This window comes from Stenotrophomonas sp. 14P6.2.3 (genome assembly GCF_057799055.1).
Map to the genome: position 1 here is coordinate 115,133 of NZ_JBYOLA010000012.1, position 22,965 is coordinate 138,097.

Consider the following 22,965-nt stretch of genomic DNA (forward strand, 5'->3'; position numbering starts at 1 on the left):
GCAGTTTCCCTTCCGAACGAGCCGCACGATGACCGAACTTCCCTCCGTCGACGACGTTACCCGCGCCAGCCAGGAACTGGGCCTGGGCGCCACTGCTGCCGAGCTGCATGGCGGGCTGTGCGGCTGGCTGGCCGCTGGCGGTGCCCCCGGCAATGACTGGCCGGCGCGCGTGCTGGCCGACGACAATCTGCCGCAGGTAGCTGCCGACAGTGCGCTGGCGCAGCTGCTGGAAGCCACCATCAAGCAGCTGGAAGACCGTGACTTCGCCTTCGAGCTGCTGTTGACCGACAGCAGCGACGTGGCCGCGCAGGCGGACGCCATGTTCAGCTGGACCCGTTCTTTCCTGGGCGGCTTCGGCCTGGGCAGTGGCGGCCACCGGCCGACCCTGTCCGAAGAAGGCGAGGAGGCACTGAACGACCTGGCCAGCCTGGCCCGTGCCTCGAGCGAGGACTTCGAAGCCGGCGGTGACGATGACGACGAAGCCCTGTCGGAGATCGAAGAGTTCATCCGGGTGGCGGTGCTGCTGCTGCACGGTGACGTGGTGCTGGCCGCGCGCCATCGGCAGCGCCTGAACTGATGGATATCAAGCAGCGCACCGGCATCGCTGCCGGCGAGTACAAGCGTCGTCGCCGGCAGTTGATGGACATGGCGGGCGAAGACGCGATCCTGGTGCTGCCGGCGGCGTCGGAGAAGGTGCGCAGCCTCGATACCCATTATCCGTACCGGCAGGATTCGGATTTCCAGTACCTGAGCGGCTTCCCGGAGCCGGAAGCGGTACTGGTGCTGATTCCCGGTCGCCGCCACGGCGAAGCCATCCTGTTCTGCCGCGAGCGCGATCCCGAGCGCGAAGCCTGGGATGGCGGTCGCGCCGGCCAGGAAGGCGCTGTGGCGCAGTACGCGATGGACGATGCCTACCCGATCACCGATCTGGACGACATCCTGCCGGGCCTGCTGGAAGGGCGGTCGCGGGTGTACTACCACTTCGGCCGCGATGCGGATTTCGACCTGAAGCTGATCGGCTGGGTGAACCGCGTACGATCGCAGGTGCGCCACGGTGCGCAGCCGCCGCATGAGTTCCTGGAACTGGGCCATCTGCTGCACGAGCAGCGGTTGTTCAAGTCCGGTGCCGAGGTGGCGTTGATGCAGCGCGCGGGCGATATCAGCGCGCTGGCGCATCGTGCCGCCATGCAGGCCGCGAAGGCCGGCATCCACGAGTACGAACTGCAGGCCGAGCTGGAGCGGGTGTTCCGCGCCAATGACGCGGTGCCTGCGTACTGCAGCATCGTCGGCGCCGGCCGCAACGCCTGCGTCCTGCATTACCGCGACAACAACGCGCGTTCGCGCGACGGCGAACTGGTGTTGATCGACGCCGGTGCCGAGTTCCGCGGCTATGCCAGTGACATCACCCGTACGTTCCCGGTCAACGGTCGTTTCAGTGCCGAGCAGCGCGCGCTGCATGATCTGGTGGGCGCGGCGCAGGCGGCGGCACTGGCCCAGGCTAAACCGGGCGTAGCGTACGAAATGGGCCATCTGGCGGCGGTGCAGACCCTCACCGAGGGGCTGCTGCAGCTGGGCCTGTTGAAGGGCACGCTGGAAAAGAATCTTGCCGAAGGGCTGTACCAGCGTTTCTACCGGCACAAGACCGGGCACTGGATCGGGCTGGATGTGCACGACGTAGGCGATTACCGCCTGGCCGGCGATTCGCGCCTGCTGGAGCCGGGCATGGCATTCACCATCGAGCCGGGGCTGTACATCGGCGTGGACGATACGACGGTGGAACCGCGCTGGCGCGGCATCGGCATCCGTACCGAAGATGACGTGCTGATTACCGACGACGGGCATCGGGTGTTGACCGAGGGCCTGGAGCGCAGCGCCGACGAGATCGAAGCGTTGATGGCGGGATAAGGATTTTCGGCAGGGCTTGCAGCCCTGCACCTGCAGAGGCAACAGCCAAAGCCAGAGCGGCATTGCGTGGGATGGCGGGGCGGTGTGGGTAGTCAGGACACGCCGTAAACCCATCCATGGGGGCTCGATGGCGCCATCCATGGCGCCAACGGTCCTGCCCACCCACACCGCCCCACCTCTGACAGATTCCTGCGGCTGTTGGTAACGGCGATTGTTGGAACGCGCGGTTGTTGGGACGCGCGGCCGTTGGTAGGTGTCGACCTTGGTCGACACAGAGCGAGCGCAGCGAGCGACCCGCTTTTGCTTTTCTTTCTTTCTTCCGTGGCTGGCCGCGCACGGAAACTGTCCGTGGCCGGGCGGGTGGGCTGCGCAGGGGCGTAAGCGCCATGGATGGCGCGCCCGAGCCTACAGGGACGTATTTACGGCGTCCCCTGCGCAGCTCACCCGCCCGGCCAAGCCTCAGTAGTCTCGATGCGTTTCGCGACCAACCACGAGGGGCTCAGCCGTTCGCCGCCGCAAACACCGGCCGCGTCAGATTGTCCGCCTCGCCATCAGTGCACAGCACTTCGTCTTCGATGCGGATGCCGCCGTACGGGCGGAAGAAGTCCACACGATCCCAGTTGATCGCATCGCCATGGCCGGCAGCCTTCACTTCGTTCAACAGCATGTCGATGAAGTACAAACCCGGCTCGATCGTTACCACCATGCCCGGTTCCAGTACGCGGGTCAGGCGCAGGTACGGATGACCCGCCGGGCGCTCGATGCGGCCGCCTTCGTCGCTGGCCGCGAAACCGGCCACGTCATGCACCTGCAGGCCGATCAGATGGCCGATGCCATGCGGGAAGAACGCGGCGCTGACGCCGGTTTCCAGCGCAGTCTGCGGCGACACCCTGATCACGCCGAAGTCCTTCAGCACGCCCATCAGCGACAGATGCGCATCAACATGCAGCTGCTTGTAGTCGAAGCCCGGGCGCACCGCTGCGCACATCGTCTGCTGCGCGGCATCGACGGCTTCGATCATTGCCGCGAACTCGTCATGGCCGGCGGCGGCGTAGGTGCGGGTGATGTCGCTGGCATAACCATGCGCGCTGGCGCCGGCGTCGATCAGGAAGCTGCGCAGCGGCTGCGGTGCCTTGCGGCCCAGTTCGGTGTAATGCAGCACTGCCGCATGTTCGTTCAGGGCCACGATGTTGCCGTACGGCAGTTCAGTGGCGTCCTGGCCCACGGCCTGGCAGTACGCCATGTGGATGCTGAACTCGTCGGCGCCATTGCGGAACGCCGCTTCGGCTGCGCGATGGCCGCGTACGCCGAGCACCTGCGCCTGGCGCATCAGTGCGATTTCATACGGCGTCTTGCTGCCGCGATGCCATTCCAGGTAGTTCACCACCGGCGCGGGGTTGTTGGGCACATACGCGCCCAGCGCGCTCTGCGGTTCACCCAGGATCGCGCAGCGCGCCGGGTCGGACGGCAGCAGTGCCAGCGCTTCCTCGGGCGTGCGGATGACGTGGATGTCGAAGTGCTCGACCCACCAGCCGCTCGGTGCATCCGGCACTACATGCCAGTAGTCGAACGGCTGGTGGAAGATCACCGCCGGGCGCTTGCCCGGGGTGAACACGATCCAGCTGTTGGGCACCCGGGTCAGCGGCAGCCAGGCCTTGAACTGCGGGTTGACCGCGTACGGGTAGTCACGGTCGTCGAAGACCTGGTAGTGCAGGGTGCCGCTGGGCACCACCAGGTGGTCGAAGCCGCCGCGTGCCAGCGCCTGCTCGGCGCGTCGGCACAGCACGGCCAGGTGGTCGGGATACAGGGCGCCGGGGTCTTGCTGGATCATTGCGGTGGCTCGACACGGAAAACGGCCCTAGATTCTGCCGGATACCGACGCACTCCGCTGTGCCGGAACCGGCACTCAGCCCGTCGAAACCGGTGCCTCGTCGCTGTCTTCGCCGATCCACAGGCGTAGTTGCTGCCGATGCTCGCGTGACAGGGTCAGGAAGCGGAAGCCTGCCCAGCTCTGGCCGGGCGCATGCGCCGGTTCGCTCCACAGCAGGTGTACGCCGACATCGATCACCTCGCTGCGACCATCGGCCAACGGCAACGGGAAGCGCAACTGATACAGCGCATCGTCGCGCAGCGCGGCGCTGGCCAGCATCAGCATGCCGGTCTCGGACACGTTGCCCAGGCGTCCAACCACGCAGTCGCGCATCTGGTCGGTCACCGGCACCAGGTCGGAGACCTGCCGTCGCGGTGCGCGGCGGGTATCAAGGGGCGGTTGCGTACTCATGCGTTGGGCTCCTGTGGGCGACGTCCGGCGAGCGTGCGCAGTGCGCTCAGGCTGGCCTGCCAGGCGCGGTCGACCAGACGGCCTTTGTCTTCGGTGACCAGCTGCGCGCGTCCGGCGCTCATCTGCCGGGCCAACGTATCCAGGGTGGTTTCGCCGATCTTCTGCCCACGCGCGTTGACGAACAGCACATGGCCAGTCAGCAGGCTGTACCAAGACAGGCGCTGGCGACGCAGAGTGCCTTCGCCGTCATCGATATCGAACCAGCTGCCGAAGGGCAGCGCGCACAACTGCTGGTAGCAGGCCTCCTCGGCCTCGCTGCGCGGTGCGGAATCGCTTGCCAAGGGCTGTGCGCCTGCGTGTTCGCCCAGACGCGCATGCGCCTTCAGGCGCGCGCTGAGTTCGGTGCGTGAGGTGCTTTCATCTTCGCCACCGGGTGTGGACAGGCGGCGCGCGACGGCTGCGGCTTCCTCTGCGTGGTAGCCGACCTGCAGCAGGGCCGATTCAACCTCGGCGGCCAGCGGAGCATCGGTCACGCTGCTTTCGCTGGCGGCCTCGGCAGTGATCGCCGCGATGCGTTCGGTCTGCTGCAGGCGCTCCTGCCATTGCGGCGAATCATCACCGTGGCGCAGGCGGGTCAGCGTCAATGCGTCCGCCCAGGCCTGGCGCAGCAGTGTCTGCACGAAGCGCGGCGGTTCCTGCGTGTCGCAGCACTGGTCGATCTGCGCATTGGCCTGGCGTCGCGCCAGTTCCAGCCGTTCCTTGCCGCGTGCGGCTTCCACGTGACGGCGTTCGGCCAGTTCGGCGCGGTGCGCGGCGGCACGCTGGTGCTGCTGTATTTCTTCGTTGGCGGTGGCAAAGGCCTCGGGCGTGCGTGCATCCTGGCCGAGCAGACCCTGCACGCTCTGCGCCAGCCGTTGCAGCAGCTGCGGATCGACATCGTCATCGCCGAGCCAGCTGGCGCCGGCTTCAGCGACATGGTTGAGCAGTTCGCGTGCCGGGTGTTCGTCGCGAACGAAGAACCCGGGATCGGCCATCGCTGCGCGCGCCAGTGGTACCTGCAGGCGCGCGAGCAGCGCGGCCGGCACCGGGTCCGGACGTTGCTGCTGCTGTACCTGCTGCAGCAGCAGGCGCAGCAGATCAAGATTGTCACGGTCGTGGCTGCCAAGGCTGGCCTGCGCGCCATGTTCGCTGCGCAGCTGGGCGACCACGGCGGCCTGCAGATCGGTCATGGCGCTGGCGGCGCTGGCCTGGCCCTGCAGGCGCGCCAGCACGGCATCAACCGCTGCGCTGGGCAGGGCAGCGGGATCGGCCGCTGGTTGCGGGGTCGGCCGTGCCCGTTGCAGCATTTCATGCAGCACGCTGTTGGCCGGTACCGTCAGCCCGGCCGAGGCGCCGGGCGCAGCGGCATCGGCGAAGGCGTCCTGCATCAATGTCGACCACGAGCCGGCCGGTGCCGAGCCACCCCAGCCGGTCATCGGCGTGGGCACGCGCGGTGACGGGCGTCCGCTGCGTCCGCTGCCGACCGACTGGGTGATGATCCGGCGGGTGCTGGAAGAACGCGCCAGGTATGGGGTGTAGACCAGGCCTGGCAGGATGCCGTGCTGCGCCAGCAACGCATTGGCACGGTCCAGCACATTGCCCAGCCGTTCCAGTACCTGCCGCTCGAAACTGCGGTACAGCGCCATCTGGACGTCGGCGCTGAGGGCATCCTGTTCGGCCAGCTTGCGCACCATTGCGCACAGGGCCTGCGGTGCCAGGGGCAGGGTATCGGCTTCAAAGGCCGGCGCGCCGGCAACAACACCCAGACGCTGGCCGAGCAGGTTCAAGGCGTTGGCCGAACGCAGCGTTTCCCGGCGCACCATTTCGGTCAGCAGCAGGTCGCGGTCGACCTCATGCTCGGCTACCAGGGTCAACCCCAGCATGCCGGGCAACGGCGGTGGGGTGACGGCGGCCACGACCGCGGCGGCCGGTTCACGCAGCCGCGCAAGCGCATCAGCCAGTGCATCGAGCATGCGGTCGCTGAAGTGACCGGCGAACGCATGCAGCTGCCCGCGCTGGCCCAGCAGGTCAGCCTGCTGTTGCGGGTTGCGGGCATGGTCGGCGTCATGCAGCAGGGTCTGCTCCAGCGCTTCCACGGTGAGGATCAGCGGTGCCGTCAGGGCCTGGTGGCACAGGCCGATCAACGCGCCCAGCAGCTCGCGTACACGCGGCGGCAGGTCGGCCGCGGCCAGGCGGGCAGTGTCGGCACTGGAAAGAGAGAAGACAGCAGACATCGGCGAGGGGGTCCGGATTCCCGCGTATCGAACTTGGAATCTACCGTGTCGGCCGGTGACGGCGCTACTTTAGCGGCAGATTCATTCAGCGCGGCCTTCCATGGCCGCGCCGCAGGCAGATCAATCTTCCAGGAACAGGCTGACCACATCGTTGGTGAAGCGCCGGCCGAGCTCGGTCGGTTGCACGTACCCGTCCGCCACCAGCAGCCAACCGCGCTGCACCGCTTCGGCCAATGGAACGTCCAGCACGCTGCGGGCCAGGCCGGTCCGCGATTCGAAGTCGCGCAGGCTGAAACCTTCGTGCAGGCGCAGCAGGTTGAGCATGTACTCGAACGGCAGGCGATCGGCGGCGATCACCTCGTCGCCGCCGAACGATGCGGCCGTGCCTGCGGTATCCATGAACGTCTGCGGGTGCTTGTGCTTCCAGCGCCGCAGAACGTGCTCCTCGGCGCCGGAACTGATCTTGCCGTGTGCGCCGGCGCCAATGCCGAGGTAGTCACCGAAACGCCAGTAGTTCAGGTTGTGCGCGCTCTGCCGGCCGGGGCGGGCGTAGGCACTCACCTCGTACTGGCCGAAACCGGCCTGCGCCAGCAGCGCCTGGCAGTGTTCCTGCATGTCCCAGGCATTGTCTTCATCGGGGATGCCCTGCGGTGGCCGCGCGAAGAACACGGTGTTCGGTTCCAGGGTCAGCTGATAGTGCGAGATGTGGGTCGGCTGCAACGCGAACGCGCGTTCCAGGTCGGCCTCGGCACCGGCCAGGGTCTGCTCCGGCAGGGCGTACATCAGGTCGATGTTGAAATTGTCGTAGCCCGCGTCCTGCGCCATCTTCACCGCGCGCTCGGCCTCGCCACTGTCGTGGATGCGGCCCAGGCGCTTGAGCATCGCATCATCGAAACTCTGGATGCCGAAGCTGAGGCGGTTGACCCCGGCCGCACGGTAGCGGTCGAAGCGGCCGTGCTCGGCGGTGCCCGGGTTGGTTTCCAGGGTGATCTCGGCATTGGGCGCGAAGCGCAGACGCGCGCTGGCCTGCTGCAGGAAGCGGTCGATGGCTTCCGGCGGGAACAGGCTGGGCGTGCCGCCACCGAAGAACACGCTGCTGACCACCCGGCCCCAGACCAGCGGCAGGTCCTGATCGAGGTCGCGCACCAGCGCATCGATGTAGGCATCGAAGGGCAGTTCGCCCTTGGCCTGGTGCGAGTTGAAATCGCAGTATGGGCACTTGCGCACGCACCACGGCAGATGCACGTACAGCGCCAGCGGCGGCGGCACCAGACGTGGCGGGGTGTCGTGGTCGCAGGACTCGCCGGGCAGGTGGTTGCAGTGATCGTGGTCGTGGTCGTGCGGCATGGCAGTCATCGGTAGTGCCGGCCGCGGGCCGGCTTCCCTGTGTTGATCGGATGGGGTATCAGAGCCAGGCCGCGAGCTGCTGCTTGAGCTGCTGCAGGGCGATGGCGCGATGGCTGATGGCATTCTTCAACGCCGGTTCCATTTCCGCAGCGGTCAGGCCGTGGGCGGTATCGAGGAACACCGGGTTGTAGCCGAAGCCGTTGCTGCCGCGCAGTTCGCGGATGATCTGCCCTTCCCAGCGGCCCTCGCAGATCAGCGGCTGCGGGTCGGTGGCATGCCGCAGCAGCACGATCACCGCATAGAAGCGGGCGCTGCGCTGGCCATCGGCGATGTCGGCCATTGCTTCCAGCAGCTTGGCGTTGTTGGCCGCTGCATTGGTCGGGTGGCCCGCATAGCGCGCGCTGTACAGACCCGGCGCACCGCCGAGGGCATCGACGATCAGCCCCGAATCATCGGCCAGCGCCGGCAGGCCGGTCGCTTCGCAGGCGGCGCGCGCCTTCAGCAGCGCGTTCTCGACGAAGGTCAGGCCAGTCTCTTCCACATCGCCCAGGCCCAGTTCGGCGGCCGAAGTGATCTGCAGCGGCAGGTCGGCGAGGATTTCCTGCATTTCCACCAGCTTGCCAGCGTTGTGGCTGGCCAGGACAAGCTTCTTCATCAGCGGGGCTCCAACAGGTCCCAGGTGTTGCCGTACAGGTCGCGGAACACCGCGACGGTGGCGTAGGGTTCTTCGCGCGGTTCTTCCAGGAATTCGACACCGGCGGCCAGCATCGCCGCGTGGTCGCGGCGGAAGTCATCGGTGTTGAGGAAGAAGCCGACGCGGCCGCCGGTCTGGTTGCCGATGCGGCTGCGCTGTTCGTCGTTGCTGGCGCGGGCCAGCAGCAGGGCGGCAGCGCTGCCATCGGTCGGGCCGACCACTACCCAGCGCTTGCTGCCCTGGTCGATGTCGTCCAGCAGCTGGAAGCCGAGCTTGCCGGTGTACCAGGCAATGGCTTCGTCGTAGTCGGCCACCACCAGGGTGGTCAGGGCAATGCGCCGGTTCATGCCGACAGCGCTGCCTGCTGCGCGGCCAGCAGCTCGGTCACGCCCTTTTCGGCCAGGCCCAGCAGCGCATCCAGCTCGTCACGGCGGAAGGCATGGCCTTCAGCGGTGCCCTGCAGTTCGATGAAACCGCCGCCATCGTTCATCACCACGTTCATGTCGGTGTCGCAGTCGCTGTCTTCGGCGTAATCCAGGTCCAGCACCGGGGTGCCGCGGTAGACGCCGACCGACACCGCCGCCACCGCGCCGAGGATCGGGTTGCGCTTGATGTCACCGCGCTTCATCAGCACGTTCACCGCATCGACCAGGGCCACGTAGGCGCCGGTGATGGCAGCAGTGCGGGTACCGCCGTCGGCCTGCAGCACGTCGCAGTCCAGGGTGATGATGCGTTCGCCCAGTGCGTTGCGGTCCACGCAGGCACGCAGGCTGCGGCCGATCAGGCGCTGGATCTCCAGCGTGCGGCCGCCCTGCTTGCCGCGTGCGGCTTCGCGGTCGCTGCGGGTGTGGGTGGCGCGCGGCAGCATGCCGTACTCGGCGGTCACCCAGCCTTCGCCCTTGCCACGCAGGAAGCCCGGCACCCGGTTCTCGATGCTGGCCGTGCACAGCACGCGGGTTTCACCGAAGCAGACCAGCACCGAACCTTCGGCGTGGCGGGTGAAACCGCGCTGGATGACGACCGGGCGCAGCTGATCGGGCTGACGGCCACTGGGGCGGAAATCGGACATGGGGCAGGTTCCGTTGGGAAAGGGAGTACGCCGCCATCCCCGCGGCCTTCACGGGGCGGGGAAAGGGGCTCAAAAGAGACCGCTAGGGTACCATTCCCCCTTTGCAAGCACCGGATACATCCATGATTCGAAGCATGACGGCCTATGCCGGCGGCGAGCGTTCCACCACGTGGGGCACGCTGGGCTGCGAGCTGCGCTCGGTCAACCACCGGTTCCTGGAAGTGGGCACCCGCCTGCCCGAGGAACTGCGCGCATTGGAACCGCAGCTGCGCGAGCGCATTTCCGCGCGCCTGAGCCGTGGCAAGCTGGATCTGGTGATGCGCCTGCGCGCGCCGGAATCGGCTGCCAGCCTGCAGATCAACGAGGTGCTGCTGGGCCAGCTGGGCCAGCTGGCACACCGGCTGACCTCCGATTTCCCCAACCTGCAGGTCAGCTTCACCGACCTGCTGCAGTTGCCCGGCGTCACCCAGGGCGAGGCCACCGATGCCGCAGCCCTGCAGGTTGAAGCATTGGCGCTGCTGGACCAGGTGCTGGACAGCTTCATCGCCGCCCGCGAGCGTGAAGGCAATACGCTGGCCACCGCGATTGCCGAGCGCGTGGATGCCATCGAGCGCATCGCCGCCGAGGTCCGTACGCTGATTCCAGCCATCCGCGACGGCCAGCGCGCCAAGCTCGCCGCCCGCCTGGCCGACCTGCCGCATCCGGTCGATCCGGGCCGCGCCGAGCAGGAACTGGTGATGTGGCTGCAGAAGCTGGACGTGGACGAGGAGCTGGATCGCCTGTCCAGCCACATCGTCGAGATCCGCCGTGTGCTCAAGCAGCGCGAGCCGGTTGGCCGCCGCCTGGACTTCCTGCTGCAGGAGTTCAACCGCGAGGCCAACACGCTCGGTTCGAAGTCGGTGGACAGCCGCACGTCCAATGCCGCCGTCGAGCTGAAGGTGCTGATCGACCAGATCCGCGAGCAGGTGCAGAACATCGAATGAGCATTTCCACGCCCCCGGCCGCGATCGCACGCGGCACGCTGTACATCGTGGCCGCGCCCTCCGGCGCCGGCAAGAGCAGCATCGTCAACGCCACCCTGGCGCGCGACCCGCAGATCGCGCTGTCGATCTCCTTCACCTCGCGGGCCATGCGCCCGGGTGAAGTGAACGGCCAGCACTACCACTTCGTCAGCGCGGAGAAGTTCGAGGAGATGATCGCCGCCGGCGACTTCTTCGAACACGCCTGGGTGCATGGCGACTGGAAGGGCACCGCCCGGCAGTCGGTGGAGCCGCAGCTGAACGCCGGCCAGGACGTGCTGCTGGAGATCGACTGGCAGGGCGCTCAGCAGGTGCGCCAGCTGGTGCCGGGCACGGTGACGGTGTTCATCCTGCCGCCGTCCAAGCAGGCCCTGCAGGACCGCATGCGCAAGCGCGGCCAGGACAGCGAGGCGGTCATCGCCCAGCGTCTGGGTGCTGCCCGCGATGAAATGCTGCACTTCAACGAGTTCGACTACGTCATCGTCAATGAAGTGTTCGACACCGCCGTGGACGAACTGTGCGCGATCTTCACCGCCAGCCGCCTGCGCCGGGACGCCCAGAAGGTCCGCCATGCCGGCCTGATCCAGGCCCTGTTGACCCCGGATGCGAGTTCAACTGATTGATTCCTAAAGGGTCCGGTGGGGGTTGGCTTGATTTTGTCCAGCCCCTGCCAGTACACTCCGTCCCCTTTCCCTCATTCGACTGAGCGGCCGACCGGTCGCCGGGAGCCCGTATGGCCCGCATTACCGTAGAAGATTGCCTGGAAGTCGTTAACAACCGTTTCGAGCTGGTGATGATGGCCTCCAAGCGCGCCCGTCAGCTCGCCAATGGCGTGCAGGCCACGCTGGACAACAGCGAGACCGAGGACAAGCCGACCGTGCTGGCGCTGCGCGAGATCGCTGCCCGCAAGATCGACAACGCGCTGATCGACGAAGTCGAGAAGGCCGAGCGTGAGCGCGCCGAGCGCGAAGCGCTGGAGTGGGCCGCCGCTGAAGTGGTCGCCGACGAAGACATGTCCAAGAACGACGATTGATCGCATCGATCAACGTCATCGCTGGATACGCCGAACAGCCCGCCCCGTGCGGGCTGTTTCGCATTCAGGGTTTGCCGTAAACGTCGCGCTGGCATAGGCTTTGGTCATGAACCCAGGCCCCACTGCCAAGGTCGCCGCAGTCCCCGCTGCCGCCGTACCCGATTACGTCCTCCAGCTCGAACGCGCCGCCCACTACCTGTCGCCCGAGCAGCTGCCGCTGCTGCGCCGTGCGTGGGAAGTCGGCGCCTCCGCGCACGCTGGGCAGACGCGCAAGTCGGGCGAGCCCTACATCACCCATCCGGTGGCCGTGGCCCAGGTGCTGGCCGAGCTCGGCCTGGACGTGGAAGCGCTGATCGCCGCGATCCTGCACGACACCATCGAAGACACCCCGCTGACCCGCGAGGCGCTGTCGGCCGAGTTCGGTGAAGCGGTGGCCGAGCTGGTGGACGGCGTCACCAAGCTGGACAAGCTGAAGTTCCGCGACCGCCAGGAAGCGGCCGCCGAGAGCTTCCGCAAGATGCTGCTGGCGATGTCGCGCGACCTGCGCGTGATCATGATCAAGCTGGCCGACCGCCTGCACAACATGCGCACGCTGGGCGCGCAGAGCCGCGAAGCGCGTGGCCGCATCGCCCGCGAGACGCTGGAGATCTACGCCCCGATCGCGCAGCGGCTGGGCATGAGCCTGGTCAAGAGCGAACTGCAGAACCTCGGCTTCAAGGCGCTGTATCCGTGGCGCCATGCCATCCTGGAAAAGCACATCCGCAGCCAGCCGGTGGTGCGCCGCGAGGCGCTGGCGCAGGTGGAAGTGCAGCTGTCGCAGCGCCTGGCCAAGGAGGGCATCGAGCACCGCCTGGTCAGCCGCATCAAGACCCCGTGGAGCATCTACAACAAGATGCGCGACGAGAACAAATCCTTCGACCAGGTGATGGACGTGTTCGGCTTCCGCCTGGTCGTGCGCGGCGTGCCGCAGTGCTACCACTCGCTGGGCGCAGTGCATGCCGCGTTCAAACCGCTGGACGGGCGCTTCCGCGATTTCATCGCGATCCCCAAGGCCAACGGTTACCAGTCGCTGCACACGGTGCTGTTCGGCCCGTATGGTTCGCCGATCGAAGTGCAGATCCGCACCGAAGAGATGGACCTGATCGCCGAGCGCGGCGTGGCGGCGCACTGGACCTACAAGTTCGGCGGTGACTCGCCCAACAGCGCGCAGAGCCGCGCGCACGCCTGGATCGTCGAACTGATTGATTCGCAGCGTGCCGCCGGTTCCTCGCTGGAGTTCCTCGACAACGTCAAGGTCGACCTGTTCCCGGACGAGGTCTACCTGTTCACGCCGAAGGGCAAGATCCTGGCCCTGCCGCGCAATTCCACCGCGCTCGACTTCGCCTATGCCGTGCATACCGATGTCGGCAACATGGCCGTGGCCTCGCGCGTGGACAAGAAACTGGTGCCGCTGCGCACCAAGCTGGTGTCGGGGCAGTCGGTGGAGATCATCACCGCGCGCTCGGCCACGCCCAAGCCGCAGTGGCTGGAGTTCGTGGTCACCAGCAAGGCACGCACCGCCATCCGCCACCAGCTCAAGCAGCTGGAGCACGAAGATGCCGTGCAGCTGGGCCACCGCATGCTCGACCGCGCGCTGGAGGCGATGGACAGCTCGCTGGAGCGCCTGCCGAAGGGCCGCCTGGATGCTTTCCTGGCCGAACATCGTTTCCCGCGCCTGGAGGCCCTGCTGGCCGAAGTCGCGCTGGGCAACTGGATGCCGACCCAGGCCGCACAGGCGCTGATGGCGTACGCCGAGCTGCGCGGCGGCGCGCATTCGCGCCACAGCTCGCAGGAAAAGATCCTGATCAATGGCAGCGAGCGCGGCGTGGTCACCTTCGCCGGCTGCTGCCAGCCGATTCCGGGCGACGACATCATGGGCTACCACACCGCCGGCAAGGGCATCGTGGTGCATCGCATGGATTGCCCGAACCTGGCCGAACTGCGCAAGTCGCCCGAGCGCTGGGTGCTGATCGGCTGGGATACCACGGTGTCTGGCGACTACGACACCTCGCTGGTGGTGGAAGTGGAGAACGGTACCGGCGTGCTCGCGCAGCTGGCTGCGGCGATCGCGCAGAGCCATTCCAACATCGAGCGCGTGGATTACCTGGACCGCGATTTCAACGCCGCAGTGCTGGCGTTCAACATCCAGGTACGCGACCGCAACCACCTGGCCGAAGTGATGCGTCGCCTGCGCCGCCTCTCGGTCGTGCAGGCGGTTCGCCGGCAATAACCCTGCTTCGAATCCGGGGTCGGATCCCTCTCCAACGGAGAGGGCTCTGACCCCATCGCGTGATCCGATTACATGCACGGGGTCAGAGCCGTTTCCCGAGGGGAAACGGATCCGACCCCGCCTGCATGGCATCCACCCGGTACAATCACCGCTCTGTTTTCCCCCAACGCACCGGAGCGACCCATGTCCCGCCAGATCATCAACACCGAAAAGGCCCCGGCCGCCATCGGCCCGTACTCGCAGGCCGTGCGCGCCGGCAACACCGTGTATTTCTCCGGCCAGATTCCGCTCGACCCGGCCACCGGCGAGATCGTCGGCGTGGGTGACGTCGAAGCACAGGCCCGTCGTGCCTTCGACAACCTCAAGGCCGTGGCCGAAGCCGCTGGCGGTTCGCTGGACAAGGTCGTGCGCCTGGGCCTGTACCTGACCGACCTGGCCGAATTCGCCAAGGTCAACGCCGTGATGCAGGACTATTTCCAGGCCCCGTTCCCGGCCCGTTCCACCATCGAAGTCTCCGGCCTGCCGAAGGGCGCCAACTTCGAGGTCGACGCGGTGATGGTCATCGACTGACCGCCACGTGGCACGCAAGGCGGCGGTCACCCCGGCACTGGCACCGTCCGGTGAAGCATCGCTTGCGATGCTCGCCGGCGTCGGTCCGGCCGTGGCCGCCAAGCTGCAGGCGCGTGGCCTGGCCACCCTGCAGGATCTGTGGCTGCACCTGCCGCTGCGCTATGAAGACCGCACCCGGCTGACCCGCATCGAAGACCTGCGCAACGGCATTCCGGCGCAGGTGGAAGTGCGGGTGATCGCCGTCGAGCGCGGCATGCGCTACCGGCCGATGCTGAAGGTAGCGGTGGAGGACGAAGGGCAGGGCACCCTGGTGCTGCGCTTCTTCCATTTCCGCCAGCAGCAGGTCGGCCAGTTCGCGGTCGGCAACCGGCTGCGCTGCTTCGGCACGCCCAAGCCGGGGCACCTGGGGTTGGAAATCGTCCATCCCAGCTACCAGGTGCTGGGGCGCAATGACGACCCCGATCTCGGCGACCGCCTCGACCCGGTGTATCCCACCGTCGAAGGCGTCGGCCCGATGACGATGCGCAAGCTGATCGGCCAGGCGCTTGATCGCCTGCCGGAAGAAAGCACGCTGGAACTGCTGCCCACCGGCTGGCTTGATGGCCTCGGCCTGCCATCGCTGCGCAGCGCGCTGCTGACCGTGCATCAGCCGCCGCCGGATGCAGACCTGGCCGCACTCGCTGCCGGCACCCATCCAGCGCAGCGCCGGCTGGCGATGGAAGAACTGCTGGCGCACCACCTCAGCCTGCGTCGCCAGCGCATTGCGCTGCAGGCGCATCACGCACCGCCGCTGGCCGGCCCCGGCAAGCTGGCCAAGGCGCTGCTCAAGCAGCTGCCATTCGCGTTGACCGGTGCGCAGGCGCGCGTGTTCAAGCAGATCCGCGAAGACCTCGCGCGCCCCAGCCCGATGCTGCGGCTGGTGCAGGGCGACGTCGGCTCGGGCAAGACAGTAGTGGCCGCGTTGGCGGCGATGCTGGCGGTGGAGCAGGGCAAGCAGGTCGCACTGGCTGCCCCCACCGAACTGCTGGCCGAACAACATCTCAACAATCTGCGCGGCTGGCTGGAACCGCTGGGCGTGCGCATTGCCTGGCTGGCCGGCAAGGTCACCGGCAAGGCGCGCGCGAAGGTAATGGAGCAGGTCGCCAACGGCGAAGCGCAGGTGGTGGTGGGTACCCACGCGCTGATGCAGGAGGCGGTGGTGTTCCAGGATCTGGCCCTGGCCATCGTCGACGAGCAGCACCGCTTCGGCGTGCACCAGCGGCTTGCGCTGCGCGACAAGGGCAAGGGCGGCAACAACGTGCCGCACCAGCTGGTGATGACCGCCACGCCGATTCCGCGCACGCTGGCGATGTCCGAGTACGCCGACCTGGATGTATCGGCCATCGACGAGCTGCCGCCGGGCCGCACGCCGGTGCAGACCGTTGCACTGAACAATGATCGTCGCCCCGAGCTGATCGAGCGCATCGCCCTGGCATGCCAGGAAGGGCGGCAGGTCTATTGGGTATGCACGCTCATCGAAGAAAGCGAAGAGCTGGATGCCACGCCCGCGCAGGCCACCTACGAATCGCTGCAGGCGCTGCTGCCTGGCGTGCGCGTGGGGCTGGTGCATGGCCGGCTGAAAGCGGCCGAGAAGCTGGCGACGATGGTCGCGTTCAAGGCCGGTGACATCGACCTGCTGGTGGCCACCACGGTGATCGAAGTCGGCGTGGACGTGCCCAATGCCTCGCTGATGGTGATCGAGAATGCCGAGCGCCTGGGCCTGGCCCAGCTGCACCAGCTGCGTGGCCGCGTCGGCCGTGGTTCGGCGGTGTCGCGCTGCGTGCTGCTGTATCAAGCGCCGCTCTCGCAGATGGCGCGCGAACGCCTGCAGACCATGCGCGAGACCAACGACGGTTTCGTCATCGCCGAGAAGGATCTGGAACTGCGCGGTCCCGGCGAACTGCTGGGCACCCGCCAGACCGGCCTGGCCGGTTTCCGCATCGCCGATCTTGCGCGCGATGCGGGCCTGCTGCCGGGTGTGCATGCGCTGGCCGAACGCCTGCTGGCGCAGCAACCGGCGCTTGCAGATCGCGTGGTGCAGCGCTGGATCGGTACCGCCGTGCGGTACGCCTCGGCCTGACCGCGCGCGGCACGTTGCTTCGACACACCTCCACGCATGGCGTGGAGCTACAGTGCCAAGCGCTCGGGCAGCCCAGGAAGCACGAAATACTCGGACGCCTTCCCCACGCGCTCTTTACTGACAAGTCCGGCCGTCACCAATCCGTTCAGGTCCTTCAGCGCAGTCGGATATGTAATGGTGTGCGCTGCCTGGTGGCTGGCCACGGTGTAAGTGCGATCGGGATCCTTCAGTGCGTTGGCGAGCAAAGCGCGCTGGCGGTGATTGAGCGGTCCGTTGCCAAGTCGAGCTGTACGAAGCATGCGCCTCGCCGCTTGATCCTCTGCATGCTTCCTGGCGATGTAGGCATGCAGTCCCTGGATCGACTGCTCAATGGCCTCCAGTTGCTGCGACACGAAGTAGCCAAGATCCCGATTGTCACTCTCGGTATACAGGTAAGCCCGCATGTACTTGCCCGGGGATTTCTTCAGTACGCTGGAAATAGACAGGTACTCGGTCATCCAATACCCAGCATTCATCATCGCCCAGTAGAAAAGCACGCGCGCGGTGCGCCCGTTGCCATCCACGAAAGGATGGTCGTAGCCAATCTGGAAATGCAGTGCGATTGCCTTGGCGACCGGATGAATGAACGGTGTGCTTTCTTCATTGATGAACTGGCACAGCCGCTCAATCCTCGCAGGCACTTCCTCGGCCGGAGGAGGAATGTGCAGCAGCGTCGGCGGTGAACCGCGGTCGAAGATCGCAACGTTGTCCTCGGCCGTTCTGAATCGCCCGGAGTCGGTTGGAAGCTCAAGCGTGCCGTCAGTGAGGATGCTGTGCAGTTCCAGAATTTCGGTGGGCGTGATGGGGCGTATGCCGCGCTCGCGGATGACGTTCATCGCCATGTAGTTGTTGTAGATCATGCGCTCGGACTGGTCACGTGGAGCCCGGCCAGTACTCAGCATTTCCTTCGCTACGGCTCGCGTGGTCGAGGCGCCTTCCAGCTGCGATGAGGTCATGGCTTCCTCAATCAACGAGCGGATCAGGAACCGTCCTTGGCCGCTGGCTGCGTCCACGCCCTTCACCGAACCTGCGGCTTCCCTGTCGATGTAGTGCAGGCGCCGTTGCATCGAGTCGGTGAGAGCCAGCTTGAAAGGTTGCTGTGTCTTGTCCAGCAACTGCGGCAGGGGCTTCAACAACGCCGCCCGCGTCCACGCGATGCCCAGCCACCACTGATCCGCGTTCAGGCCTTCCGGGGGCGTCCTATGGCGCAGTTTGTCCCAATGTTCGTAGACGCCGTTTACCTCAGGACCGATCCGGGCATCGAGAATGCTCCCGAGGGTCTCGACGTATTTCCGGGCAAGCGTCGACAGGTCAGGCGCTGGTATGGGCAGCTTCATGTCTGTTTTCTATAAAATGAGTATAGGTTTTTATAGCAAATGACGTTGAGATCGCCAAGGACGCCTCTAATCGCAGCTTGTTCATGTTTGTAAACGAACATGGGATAGGTCTTCCCCGATCTGAAAGGGACTGCCCAACGCTTGGTCACGCTGCCGGCAACTGCGTACCCATGTATTCGGACAAACCACGGCAGGCCAGCAGCAGTCCCTCGCGGATGTCATCGCCTATCTGCTGCACTTCTTCGCCGTCCACGCGCACGCGCTCACTGGCGTGCAGCATCTCCAGCAGCAGGATCAGCCCGGCATTGGCGCGGTCGATGCGGGCCAGCGCCACACGTTGGCCAGGTGTATGCCAGCGGCTCGGCCACGGCTGACCATCGGCACCTTCGCCCTGGCGGATGCGCTTGAGGCAACGCAACAGGGTGAAGCCGTCGTCCGTAGGTCCGGTCGCGGGGGCGGCGAGGGTGGTTTCCAGCGCCTGCGCCAGCTCATCGGGGATGCTGGCGGCGGCATCGCCCAGCGTGGCGAACAGGAAGGGATAGCGGGATGCGGTCATGTCGGCAGTCCTTGTGCGCAAGGCAAGAGGCCACCCACGCGAAGGCGAGGGTGGCGGACGGTGAGTGGTTCCAATACCGGTGACTAACGTTGATAAGCCGGCGGGCACGAGGCCCCCACTCACCGCCCGCCAAAAGGCGCACGGACGGATTGCCTGCCGGACGCCACGCAGGAACACGCGCGCAACGCCGGCAGGCAAGCGTAAACAACGTAAGTCAAACGGGATTGGAAGCCCGTGCCATCCGTTGTCGATGGCCCCTCATGATGTCCACGACAGCCCTCGTCGCTTCAATGAGAATCATTGGAAAAGTCGAAAACGCTGCAATTGCAGCGAGGCCCTGCAAGCGTAGGGCGATTACGTCATCTTTCCCGATCCCTCCGACATCCATCCACGCATGGCGTGGATCTACTGTGTCGACCAGGGTCGACACCTACCAACAGCTGCAGGGTCGACACCCACCAAGTGCAGGCCATGCCATTCCGACAGATCGCGGAAAACTGTCGAAGGCGGGGTGGGTCCGGTGGCGGGGGCGTGAGCGCCATGGGCCCGAGGCATGCCTCGGGCGGGTTGGGCAGGACGCCCAACCCCGGTCTTGCCGTGTGCGCAGGACGGCGCACACGAGCAAGGCGCGACCGAGCCTACATGGACGTATTCACGGCGTCCCCCGCAACCGGACCCACCCCGCCATCCCAAGGAATCCCAGCTTTTGCCGTTGCCGTTGCTCCGGCCTCTGCGGGTGCAGGGCGCCGCCCTGCCGAACCCGAACCCCCATACTTGCAACGGTCATCTTCCCGGTCCACACTTCGTTGCCGATCTGAAGACGGCAACGATGACCAAGAAGATCCCGCTGTTGATCGATACCGATCCTGGTGTCGACGACGCACTGGCCCTGCTGATGGCCTTCGCCGATGAACGGCATGACGTGGTCGCCCTGACCATCGCCGCCGGCAACGTAGGCCTGCAGTACACCGTCCGCAACGCCCTCAAGCTCTGCGACATCGTCGGCCGCACCGACGTGCCGGTGTTCGCCGGCAGCCCCGATCCGCTGCTGCATCCGTCCGTTGACGCCGCCCACGTGCATGGCCGCGATGGCTACGGCGACGTGGACCTGCCGCCGCCGAGCCGCCAGGCCGACGCCGAGCACGCCGCGCTGGCGATCCTGCGTTTGTCGCACGAACATGCCGGCGAACTGATGCTGGTGATGCTCGGCCCGCTGACCAACCTGGCGCTGGCGCTGAAGCTCGACCCGACCCTGCCCCAGCGCATCAAGCGCATCGTGGTGATGGGCGGTGCAGTCACCTGCCACGGCAACATCACCCCCGCTGCTGAATTCAACATCGCCTTCGATCCGGAAGCCGCGCATGTGGTGTTCACCGCGTTCCCGCACCTGCTGGTGTCGGACTGGGAAGCCACCGTTGCCCACGGCCTGCCGCTGACCGAAGCCGAACAGTGGCTGGGCGCCGATTCCGATCGCGCGCGCTTCTACGAGCTGATCTCGCGCAAGACCCGTGGCCTGTCCGAAGACAGCAAGGGCGGGCGCTGGTACACCGCCGATGCGCTGGCCATGGCCTGGGCGTTGAACCCGGAAGGGCAGCTGCAGGTCGAGTCGCGGCCGCTGAATGTGGAACTGAACGGCACGTTCAGTCGTGGCGCCACCATCGTCGACTGGAACCGCCAGACCGGCCAGCCGGACAATTGTGATCTGCTGATGGCCTACGACCAGGGGCGTTTCGAGGCCCTGGTACGCCAGGCCCTGGGCGCGGACTGAGATTCGCCCCCCGCACTGGTTGCCCCGGGCGGCAACCAGTGCTTATAATGCCGCTCTTGACCACCAGCCCATTTACGGTGTGAGCCCATGAAGGCCGATATCCATCCGAACTACCGCGACGTCGTCTTCCATGACGTCACCTCCGATTTCAAGATCCTGACCCGCTCGACCATGGCGACGAAGGAAACCATCAAGTGGGAAGACGGCAACGACTACCCGCTGGTGAAGGTTGAAATTTCCTCGGCTTCGCATCCGTTCTACACGGGCAAGCACAAGGTCATCGACACCTCGGGCCGTATCGACAAGTTCCAGAAGCGCTACGCGCGCTGATACGTCGTACCCGGTTCGAACCGACGGCCGCGCTCTGCGCGGCCGTTTGTTTTTGTCCGACGCCTGCCCAACGGGCGTTTGGATGGACGGAACACTGCGTCCTTGTGACAACGCGTTTGCCGATCCCGGCCGCTCGCTGGCAGGGTGTCGGCTGCCTGTCGTCTACGACTTCTGTCTAGCGCCCGGCAAATGCTGCTGTGCGATAATGACCTGATCCCCGGCACAGGCCGAGGACGTCATTCACGTGCCTGACCAATGCGCTTGGGCAGGCGCCTTCCCATGAAGGAGCGCACACAGTGTCCGATCTTGATCAGGTCACGCTCAACGCCGGCGATACGTCGGTCGTTCTGCCCGTCATCAAACCCACCCTCGGCAACGACTGCGTCGACATCGCGAAGCTGACCAAGGAAACGGGGTATTTCACCTACGATTCCGGTTTCACCGCGACGGCCAGCTGCAAGTCTGCCATCACCTACATCGACGGCGACAAGGGCGTGCTGCTGTATCGCGGCTACCCGATCGAGCAGCTGTCGGAGAAGTCGAGCTACGTCGAAGTGGCCTACCTGCTGATCAACGGCGAGCGCCCGAGCGCCGAGCAGCTGAAGGCCTTCACCGACGAGCTGGCTGCCGAAGCCAACGTCGATGAGTCGATCAACACCCTGATCGGCAGCTTCGCCAAGGATGCCCATCCGATGGCCATCCTGACCGCCGCCATCGCGCAGCTGTCGGGCATCTACCATGCCTCGCTGGACCTGTCCGACGCCGAACAGCGCCGCCAGGCTGCCGTGCGCCTGATCGCCAAGGTGCCGACCCTGTCGGCGCTGATCTACCGCCATGGCAAGGGCCTGCCGGCCAACAAGCCGGACACCTCGCTGGACTACGTCAGCCGCTTCCTGAAGCAGACCTTCGAGTCGGCCGATGGCAAGTACGAACTGAACCAGGACGTGGTCAAGGCGCTGGACCTGCTGTTCATCCTGCACGCCGACCACGAGCAGAACGCGTCGACCTCGACCGTGCGTCTGGTCGGTTCGACCGGTGCCAACCCGTACGCGTCGGTCGCCGCTGGCGTCACCGCGCTGTGGGGTCCGGCCCACGGCGGTGCCAACGAAGCCGTGCTGAAGATGCTGGAAGAAATCGGTTCGGCCGACAACGTCGAGTCGGCCGTGCTCAAGGCCAAGGACAAGACCTCCGGCTTCCGCCTGATGGGCTTCGGCCACCGCGTGTACAAGAACTTCGACCCGCGCGCGAAGGTCATCGGCGAGATGACCGGCAAGGTGCTCAAGCAGCTGGGCGTGCAGGATCCGCTGCTGGACGTGGCCGTGAAGCTGGAACAGGCCGCGCTGCAGGACGAGTACTTCGTCGCCCGCAAGCTGTACCCGAACGTCGATTTCTACAGCGGCATCATCTACAAGGCGCTGCAGATCCCGACCGAGATGTTCACCGTCATGTTCGCCCTGGGCCGCACTTCCGGCTGGGTCTCGCATTGGCTGGAACAGCAGGTCGACCCGGAAATGAAGATCGGCCGTCCGCGCCAGGTCTACACCGGCCACGACGTGCGCGACTACCAGGGCTGATCGCCCTGCGTAGTTTGTGCTGAAGACGCCCCGCGATTGCGGGGCGTTTTTTTTTGCTTCTGGTAGATGCCAACCTTGGTTGGCACGCTGTTCGCCGCGCCAAGAGCGCGTGATTCAAGGGTCTCACCAGCTTCACAAGCGCTCGCGCAGCCTCAGGACGCTAGCTGCACCTGCAGCACTGATACGGAGCATCCAACCCATGAGTACCCGTTTCGACCTACCCGAGCGCGATCCACTCGGTCCTGACATCGCCACCGTGGTGGCCACTCCCGTTGTGCCACCGCCAAGCGAAAGCGCGGTGTCCTGGGGCGCCATTTTCGCCGGCGCCGTTGCCGCTGCTGCACTGTCCCTCATCCTGCTCATCCTGGGTGTAGGCCTCGGCCTGTCCTCGGTATCGCCGTGGTCGTTCGAAGGCGTTTCCAAGGAAACCTTCGGCTGGACCAGCGTCGCGTGGCTCACCTTCACCGCGCTGGCCGCTTCCGGTCTGGGCGGCTATCTGGCAGGCCGCCTGCGCACCAAGTGGACGCAGATCCACGGCGATGAAACCTACTTCCGCGATACCGCGCACGGCTTTGTGTCCTGGGCCGTGGCCACGCTGCTCACTGCCGGTCTGCTGACCTCGGCCATCGGTGGCGTGCTGGGCGCCGGTGCCAAGGTGGCCGGTGCCACCGCGGGCGCTGCTGTCTCCACCGCAGGCGTCGCTGCTGCCGGTGTCGGCACCGCGGCTGCCGGCGGTCAGGAAGGCGACCTCAACTACTGGGTGGATTCGCTGTTCCGCCACG

The 22,965-nt window shown here is 66.2% G+C and carries 20 protein-coding genes and 1 pseudogene; 12 read left to right on the forward strand and 9 right to left on the reverse strand.

Annotated features, from left to right (window positions below):
• The first annotated feature begins 28 nt into the window (after window positions 1-28).
• Window positions 29-577: a YecA/YgfB family protein gene (locus AC27VL_RS11775; protein WP_089236676.1), complete on the forward strand. Its 549-nt coding sequence runs from the start codon at window positions 29-31 to the stop codon at window positions 575-577.
• Between the two features lie 5 nt (window positions 578-582).
• Window positions 583-1,905, forward strand: a complete 1,323-nt coding sequence (locus AC27VL_RS11780; protein ID WP_488766578.1) for an aminopeptidase P N-terminal domain-containing protein — start codon at window positions 583-585, stop codon at window positions 1,903-1,905.
• 499 nt (window positions 1,906-2,404) lie between these two features.
• Here AC27VL_RS11780 and pepQ read toward each other — a convergent pair whose 3' ends face one another.
• The 7 genes from pepQ to rph form a co-directional block, all read right to left on the reverse strand.
• Window positions 2,405-3,736, reverse strand: a complete 1,332-nt coding sequence (gene pepQ, locus AC27VL_RS11785) for a Xaa-Pro dipeptidase (RefSeq protein WP_488766547.1) — start codon at window positions 3,734-3,736, stop codon at window positions 2,405-2,407.
• Window positions 3,737-3,811: 75 nt separating this feature from the next.
• Complete coding sequence (locus AC27VL_RS11790; protein WP_180165841.1) at window positions 3,812-4,186, reverse strand: PilZ domain-containing protein; 375 nt, start codon at window positions 4,184-4,186, stop codon at window positions 3,812-3,814.
• Window positions 4,183-6,459: a DUF1631 family protein gene (locus AC27VL_RS11795; RefSeq protein WP_191078556.1), complete on the reverse strand. Its 2,277-nt coding sequence runs from the start codon at window positions 6,457-6,459 to the stop codon at window positions 4,183-4,185. Before AC27VL_RS11795 ends, AC27VL_RS11790 begins: the two co-directional genes overlap by 4 nt.
• A 120-nt stretch (window positions 6,460-6,579) precedes the next feature.
• Window positions 6,580-7,806, reverse strand: a complete 1,227-nt coding sequence (hemW, locus tag AC27VL_RS11800; RefSeq protein ID WP_257216121.1) for a radical SAM family heme chaperone HemW — start codon at window positions 7,804-7,806, stop codon at window positions 6,580-6,582.
• Window positions 7,807-7,864: 58 nt separating this feature from the next.
• Complete coding sequence (gene rdgB, locus AC27VL_RS11805; protein WP_180165838.1) at window positions 7,865-8,461, reverse strand: RdgB/HAM1 family non-canonical purine NTP pyrophosphatase; 597 nt, start codon at window positions 8,459-8,461, stop codon at window positions 7,865-7,867.
• Entirely contained in the window at window positions 8,461-8,847 is a 387-nt protein-coding gene (locus AC27VL_RS11810; RefSeq protein ID WP_100460244.1) for a VOC family protein, read from the reverse strand. Before AC27VL_RS11810 ends, rdgB begins: the two co-directional genes overlap by 1 nt.
• Window positions 8,844-9,569 (reverse strand): ribonuclease PH, encoded by a 726-nt coding sequence (gene rph, locus AC27VL_RS11815; RefSeq protein WP_488766551.1) that lies wholly within the window; start codon window positions 9,567-9,569, stop codon window positions 8,844-8,846. Before rph ends, AC27VL_RS11810 begins: the two co-directional genes overlap by 4 nt.
• Window positions 9,570-9,691: 122 nt before the next feature.
• Here rph and AC27VL_RS11820 point away from each other — a divergent pair, with 122 nt between their 5' ends.
• The 6 genes from AC27VL_RS11820 (at window position 9,692) to recG (ending at window position 16,579) form a co-directional block, all read left to right on the forward strand.
• Complete coding sequence (locus AC27VL_RS11820; RefSeq protein WP_191078558.1) at window positions 9,692-10,552, forward strand: YicC/YloC family endoribonuclease; 861 nt, start codon at window positions 9,692-9,694, stop codon at window positions 10,550-10,552.
• Window positions 10,549-11,211 (forward strand): guanylate kinase, encoded by a 663-nt coding sequence (gmk, locus tag AC27VL_RS11825; RefSeq protein ID WP_033831917.1) that lies wholly within the window; start codon window positions 10,549-10,551, stop codon window positions 11,209-11,211. Before AC27VL_RS11820 ends, gmk begins: the two co-directional genes overlap by 4 nt.
• Window positions 11,212-11,321: 110 nt before the next feature.
• Entirely contained in the window at window positions 11,322-11,621 is a 300-nt protein-coding gene (rpoZ, locus tag AC27VL_RS11830; RefSeq protein WP_005410877.1) for a DNA-directed RNA polymerase subunit omega, read from the forward strand.
• A 106-nt stretch (window positions 11,622-11,727) separates the two neighbouring features.
• Window positions 11,728-13,890, forward strand: a complete 2,163-nt coding sequence (locus tag AC27VL_RS11835; protein ID WP_488766561.1) for a RelA/SpoT family protein — start codon at window positions 11,728-11,730, stop codon at window positions 13,888-13,890.
• A 183-nt stretch (window positions 13,891-14,073) separates the two neighbouring features.
• The gene (locus AC27VL_RS11840; RefSeq protein ID WP_205405175.1) at window positions 14,074-14,460 is read left to right on the forward strand and encodes a RidA family protein; all 387 of its coding nucleotides are present in this window, start codon (window positions 14,074-14,076) and stop codon (window positions 14,458-14,460) included.
• 7 nt (window positions 14,461-14,467) lie between these two features.
• Window positions 14,468-16,579: an ATP-dependent DNA helicase RecG gene (gene recG, locus AC27VL_RS11845; RefSeq protein ID WP_488766563.1), complete on the forward strand. Its 2,112-nt coding sequence runs from the start codon at window positions 14,468-14,470 to the stop codon at window positions 16,577-16,579.
• A gap of 47 nt (window positions 16,580-16,626) precedes the next feature.
• Here the strand turns inward: recG and AC27VL_RS11850 are convergent, their stop codons facing one another.
• Window positions 16,627-17,955, reverse strand: a complete 1,329-nt coding sequence (locus AC27VL_RS11850; RefSeq protein ID WP_100553453.1) for a Fic family protein — start codon at window positions 17,953-17,955, stop codon at window positions 16,627-16,629.
• 145 nt (window positions 17,956-18,100) lie between these two features.
• Window positions 18,101-18,511, reverse strand: a complete 411-nt coding sequence (locus AC27VL_RS11855) for a hypothetical protein (protein ID WP_488766566.1) — start codon at window positions 18,509-18,511, stop codon at window positions 18,101-18,103.
• A gap of 829 nt (window positions 18,512-19,340) precedes the next feature.
• Between AC27VL_RS11855 and AC27VL_RS11860 the strand changes: the two genes are divergently transcribed.
• From AC27VL_RS11860 to AC27VL_RS11875, 4 genes and pseudogenes are all read left to right on the forward strand, one after another.
• A complete protein-coding gene (locus AC27VL_RS11860; RefSeq protein ID WP_205405173.1) occupies window positions 19,341-20,279 on the forward strand; it encodes a nucleoside hydrolase in 939 nt (312 codons plus the stop codon).
• 87 nt (window positions 20,280-20,366) lie between these two features.
• Entirely contained in the window at window positions 20,367-20,609 is a 243-nt protein-coding gene (locus tag AC27VL_RS11865; RefSeq protein WP_010484049.1) for a type B 50S ribosomal protein L31, read from the forward strand.
• A 296-nt stretch (window positions 20,610-20,905) separates the two neighbouring features.
• The gene (locus tag AC27VL_RS11870; RefSeq protein ID WP_205405172.1) at window positions 20,906-22,183 is read left to right on the forward strand and encodes a citrate synthase; all 1,278 of its coding nucleotides are present in this window, start codon (window positions 20,906-20,908) and stop codon (window positions 22,181-22,183) included.
• 199 nt (window positions 22,184-22,382) lie between these two features.
• Window positions 22,383-22,965, forward strand: a pseudogene (locus tag AC27VL_RS11875) (hypothetical protein); the annotation flags it as partial.

Coding starts and splice junctions, on each gene's coding strand:
- AC27VL_RS11850 (WP_100553453.1), bottom strand. CDS start 17,955: ATGAAGCTGCCCATACCAGCGCCTGACCTGTCGACGCTTGCCCGGAAA.
- AC27VL_RS11790 (WP_180165841.1), bottom strand. CDS start 4,186: ATGAGTACGCAACCGCCCCTTGATACCCGCCGCGCACCGCGACGGCAG.
- AC27VL_RS11860 (WP_205405173.1), top strand. CDS start 19,341: ATGACCAAGAAGATCCCGCTGTTGATCGATACCGATCCTGGTGTCGAC.
- rdgB (WP_180165838.1), bottom strand. CDS start 8,461: ATGAAGAAGCTTGTCCTGGCCAGCCACAACGCTGGCAAGCTGGTGGAA.
- hemW (WP_257216121.1), bottom strand. CDS start 7,806: ATGCCGCACGACCACGACCACGATCACTGCAACCACCTGCCCGGCGAG.
- AC27VL_RS11810 (WP_100460244.1), bottom strand. CDS start 8,847: ATGAACCGGCGCATTGCCCTGACCACCCTGGTGGTGGCCGACTACGAC.
- pepQ (WP_488766547.1), bottom strand. CDS start 3,736: ATGATCCAGCAAGACCCCGGCGCCCTGTATCCCGACCACCTGGCCGTG.
- AC27VL_RS11775 (WP_089236676.1), top strand. CDS start 29: ATGACCGAACTTCCCTCCGTCGACGACGTTACCCGCGCCAGCCAGGAA.
- AC27VL_RS11795 (WP_191078556.1), bottom strand. CDS start 6,459: ATGTCTGCTGTCTTCTCTCTTTCCAGTGCCGACACTGCCCGCCTGGCC.
- AC27VL_RS11840 (WP_205405175.1), top strand. CDS start 14,074: ATGTCCCGCCAGATCATCAACACCGAAAAGGCCCCGGCCGCCATCGGC.
- AC27VL_RS11865 (WP_010484049.1), top strand. CDS start 20,367: ATGAAGGCCGATATCCATCCGAACTACCGCGACGTCGTCTTCCATGAC.
- rpoZ (WP_005410877.1), top strand. CDS start 11,322: ATGGCCCGCATTACCGTAGAAGATTGCCTGGAAGTCGTTAACAACCGT.
- AC27VL_RS11820 (WP_191078558.1), top strand. CDS start 9,692: ATGATTCGAAGCATGACGGCCTATGCCGGCGGCGAGCGTTCCACCACG.
- rph (WP_488766551.1), bottom strand. CDS start 9,569: ATGTCCGATTTCCGCCCCAGTGGCCGTCAGCCCGATCAGCTGCGCCCG.
- AC27VL_RS11835 (WP_488766561.1), top strand. CDS start 11,728: ATGAACCCAGGCCCCACTGCCAAGGTCGCCGCAGTCCCCGCTGCCGCC.
- gmk (WP_033831917.1), top strand. CDS start 10,549: ATGAGCATTTCCACGCCCCCGGCCGCGATCGCACGCGGCACGCTGTAC.
- AC27VL_RS11855 (WP_488766566.1), bottom strand. CDS start 18,511: ATGACCGCATCCCGCTATCCCTTCCTGTTCGCCACGCTGGGCGATGCC.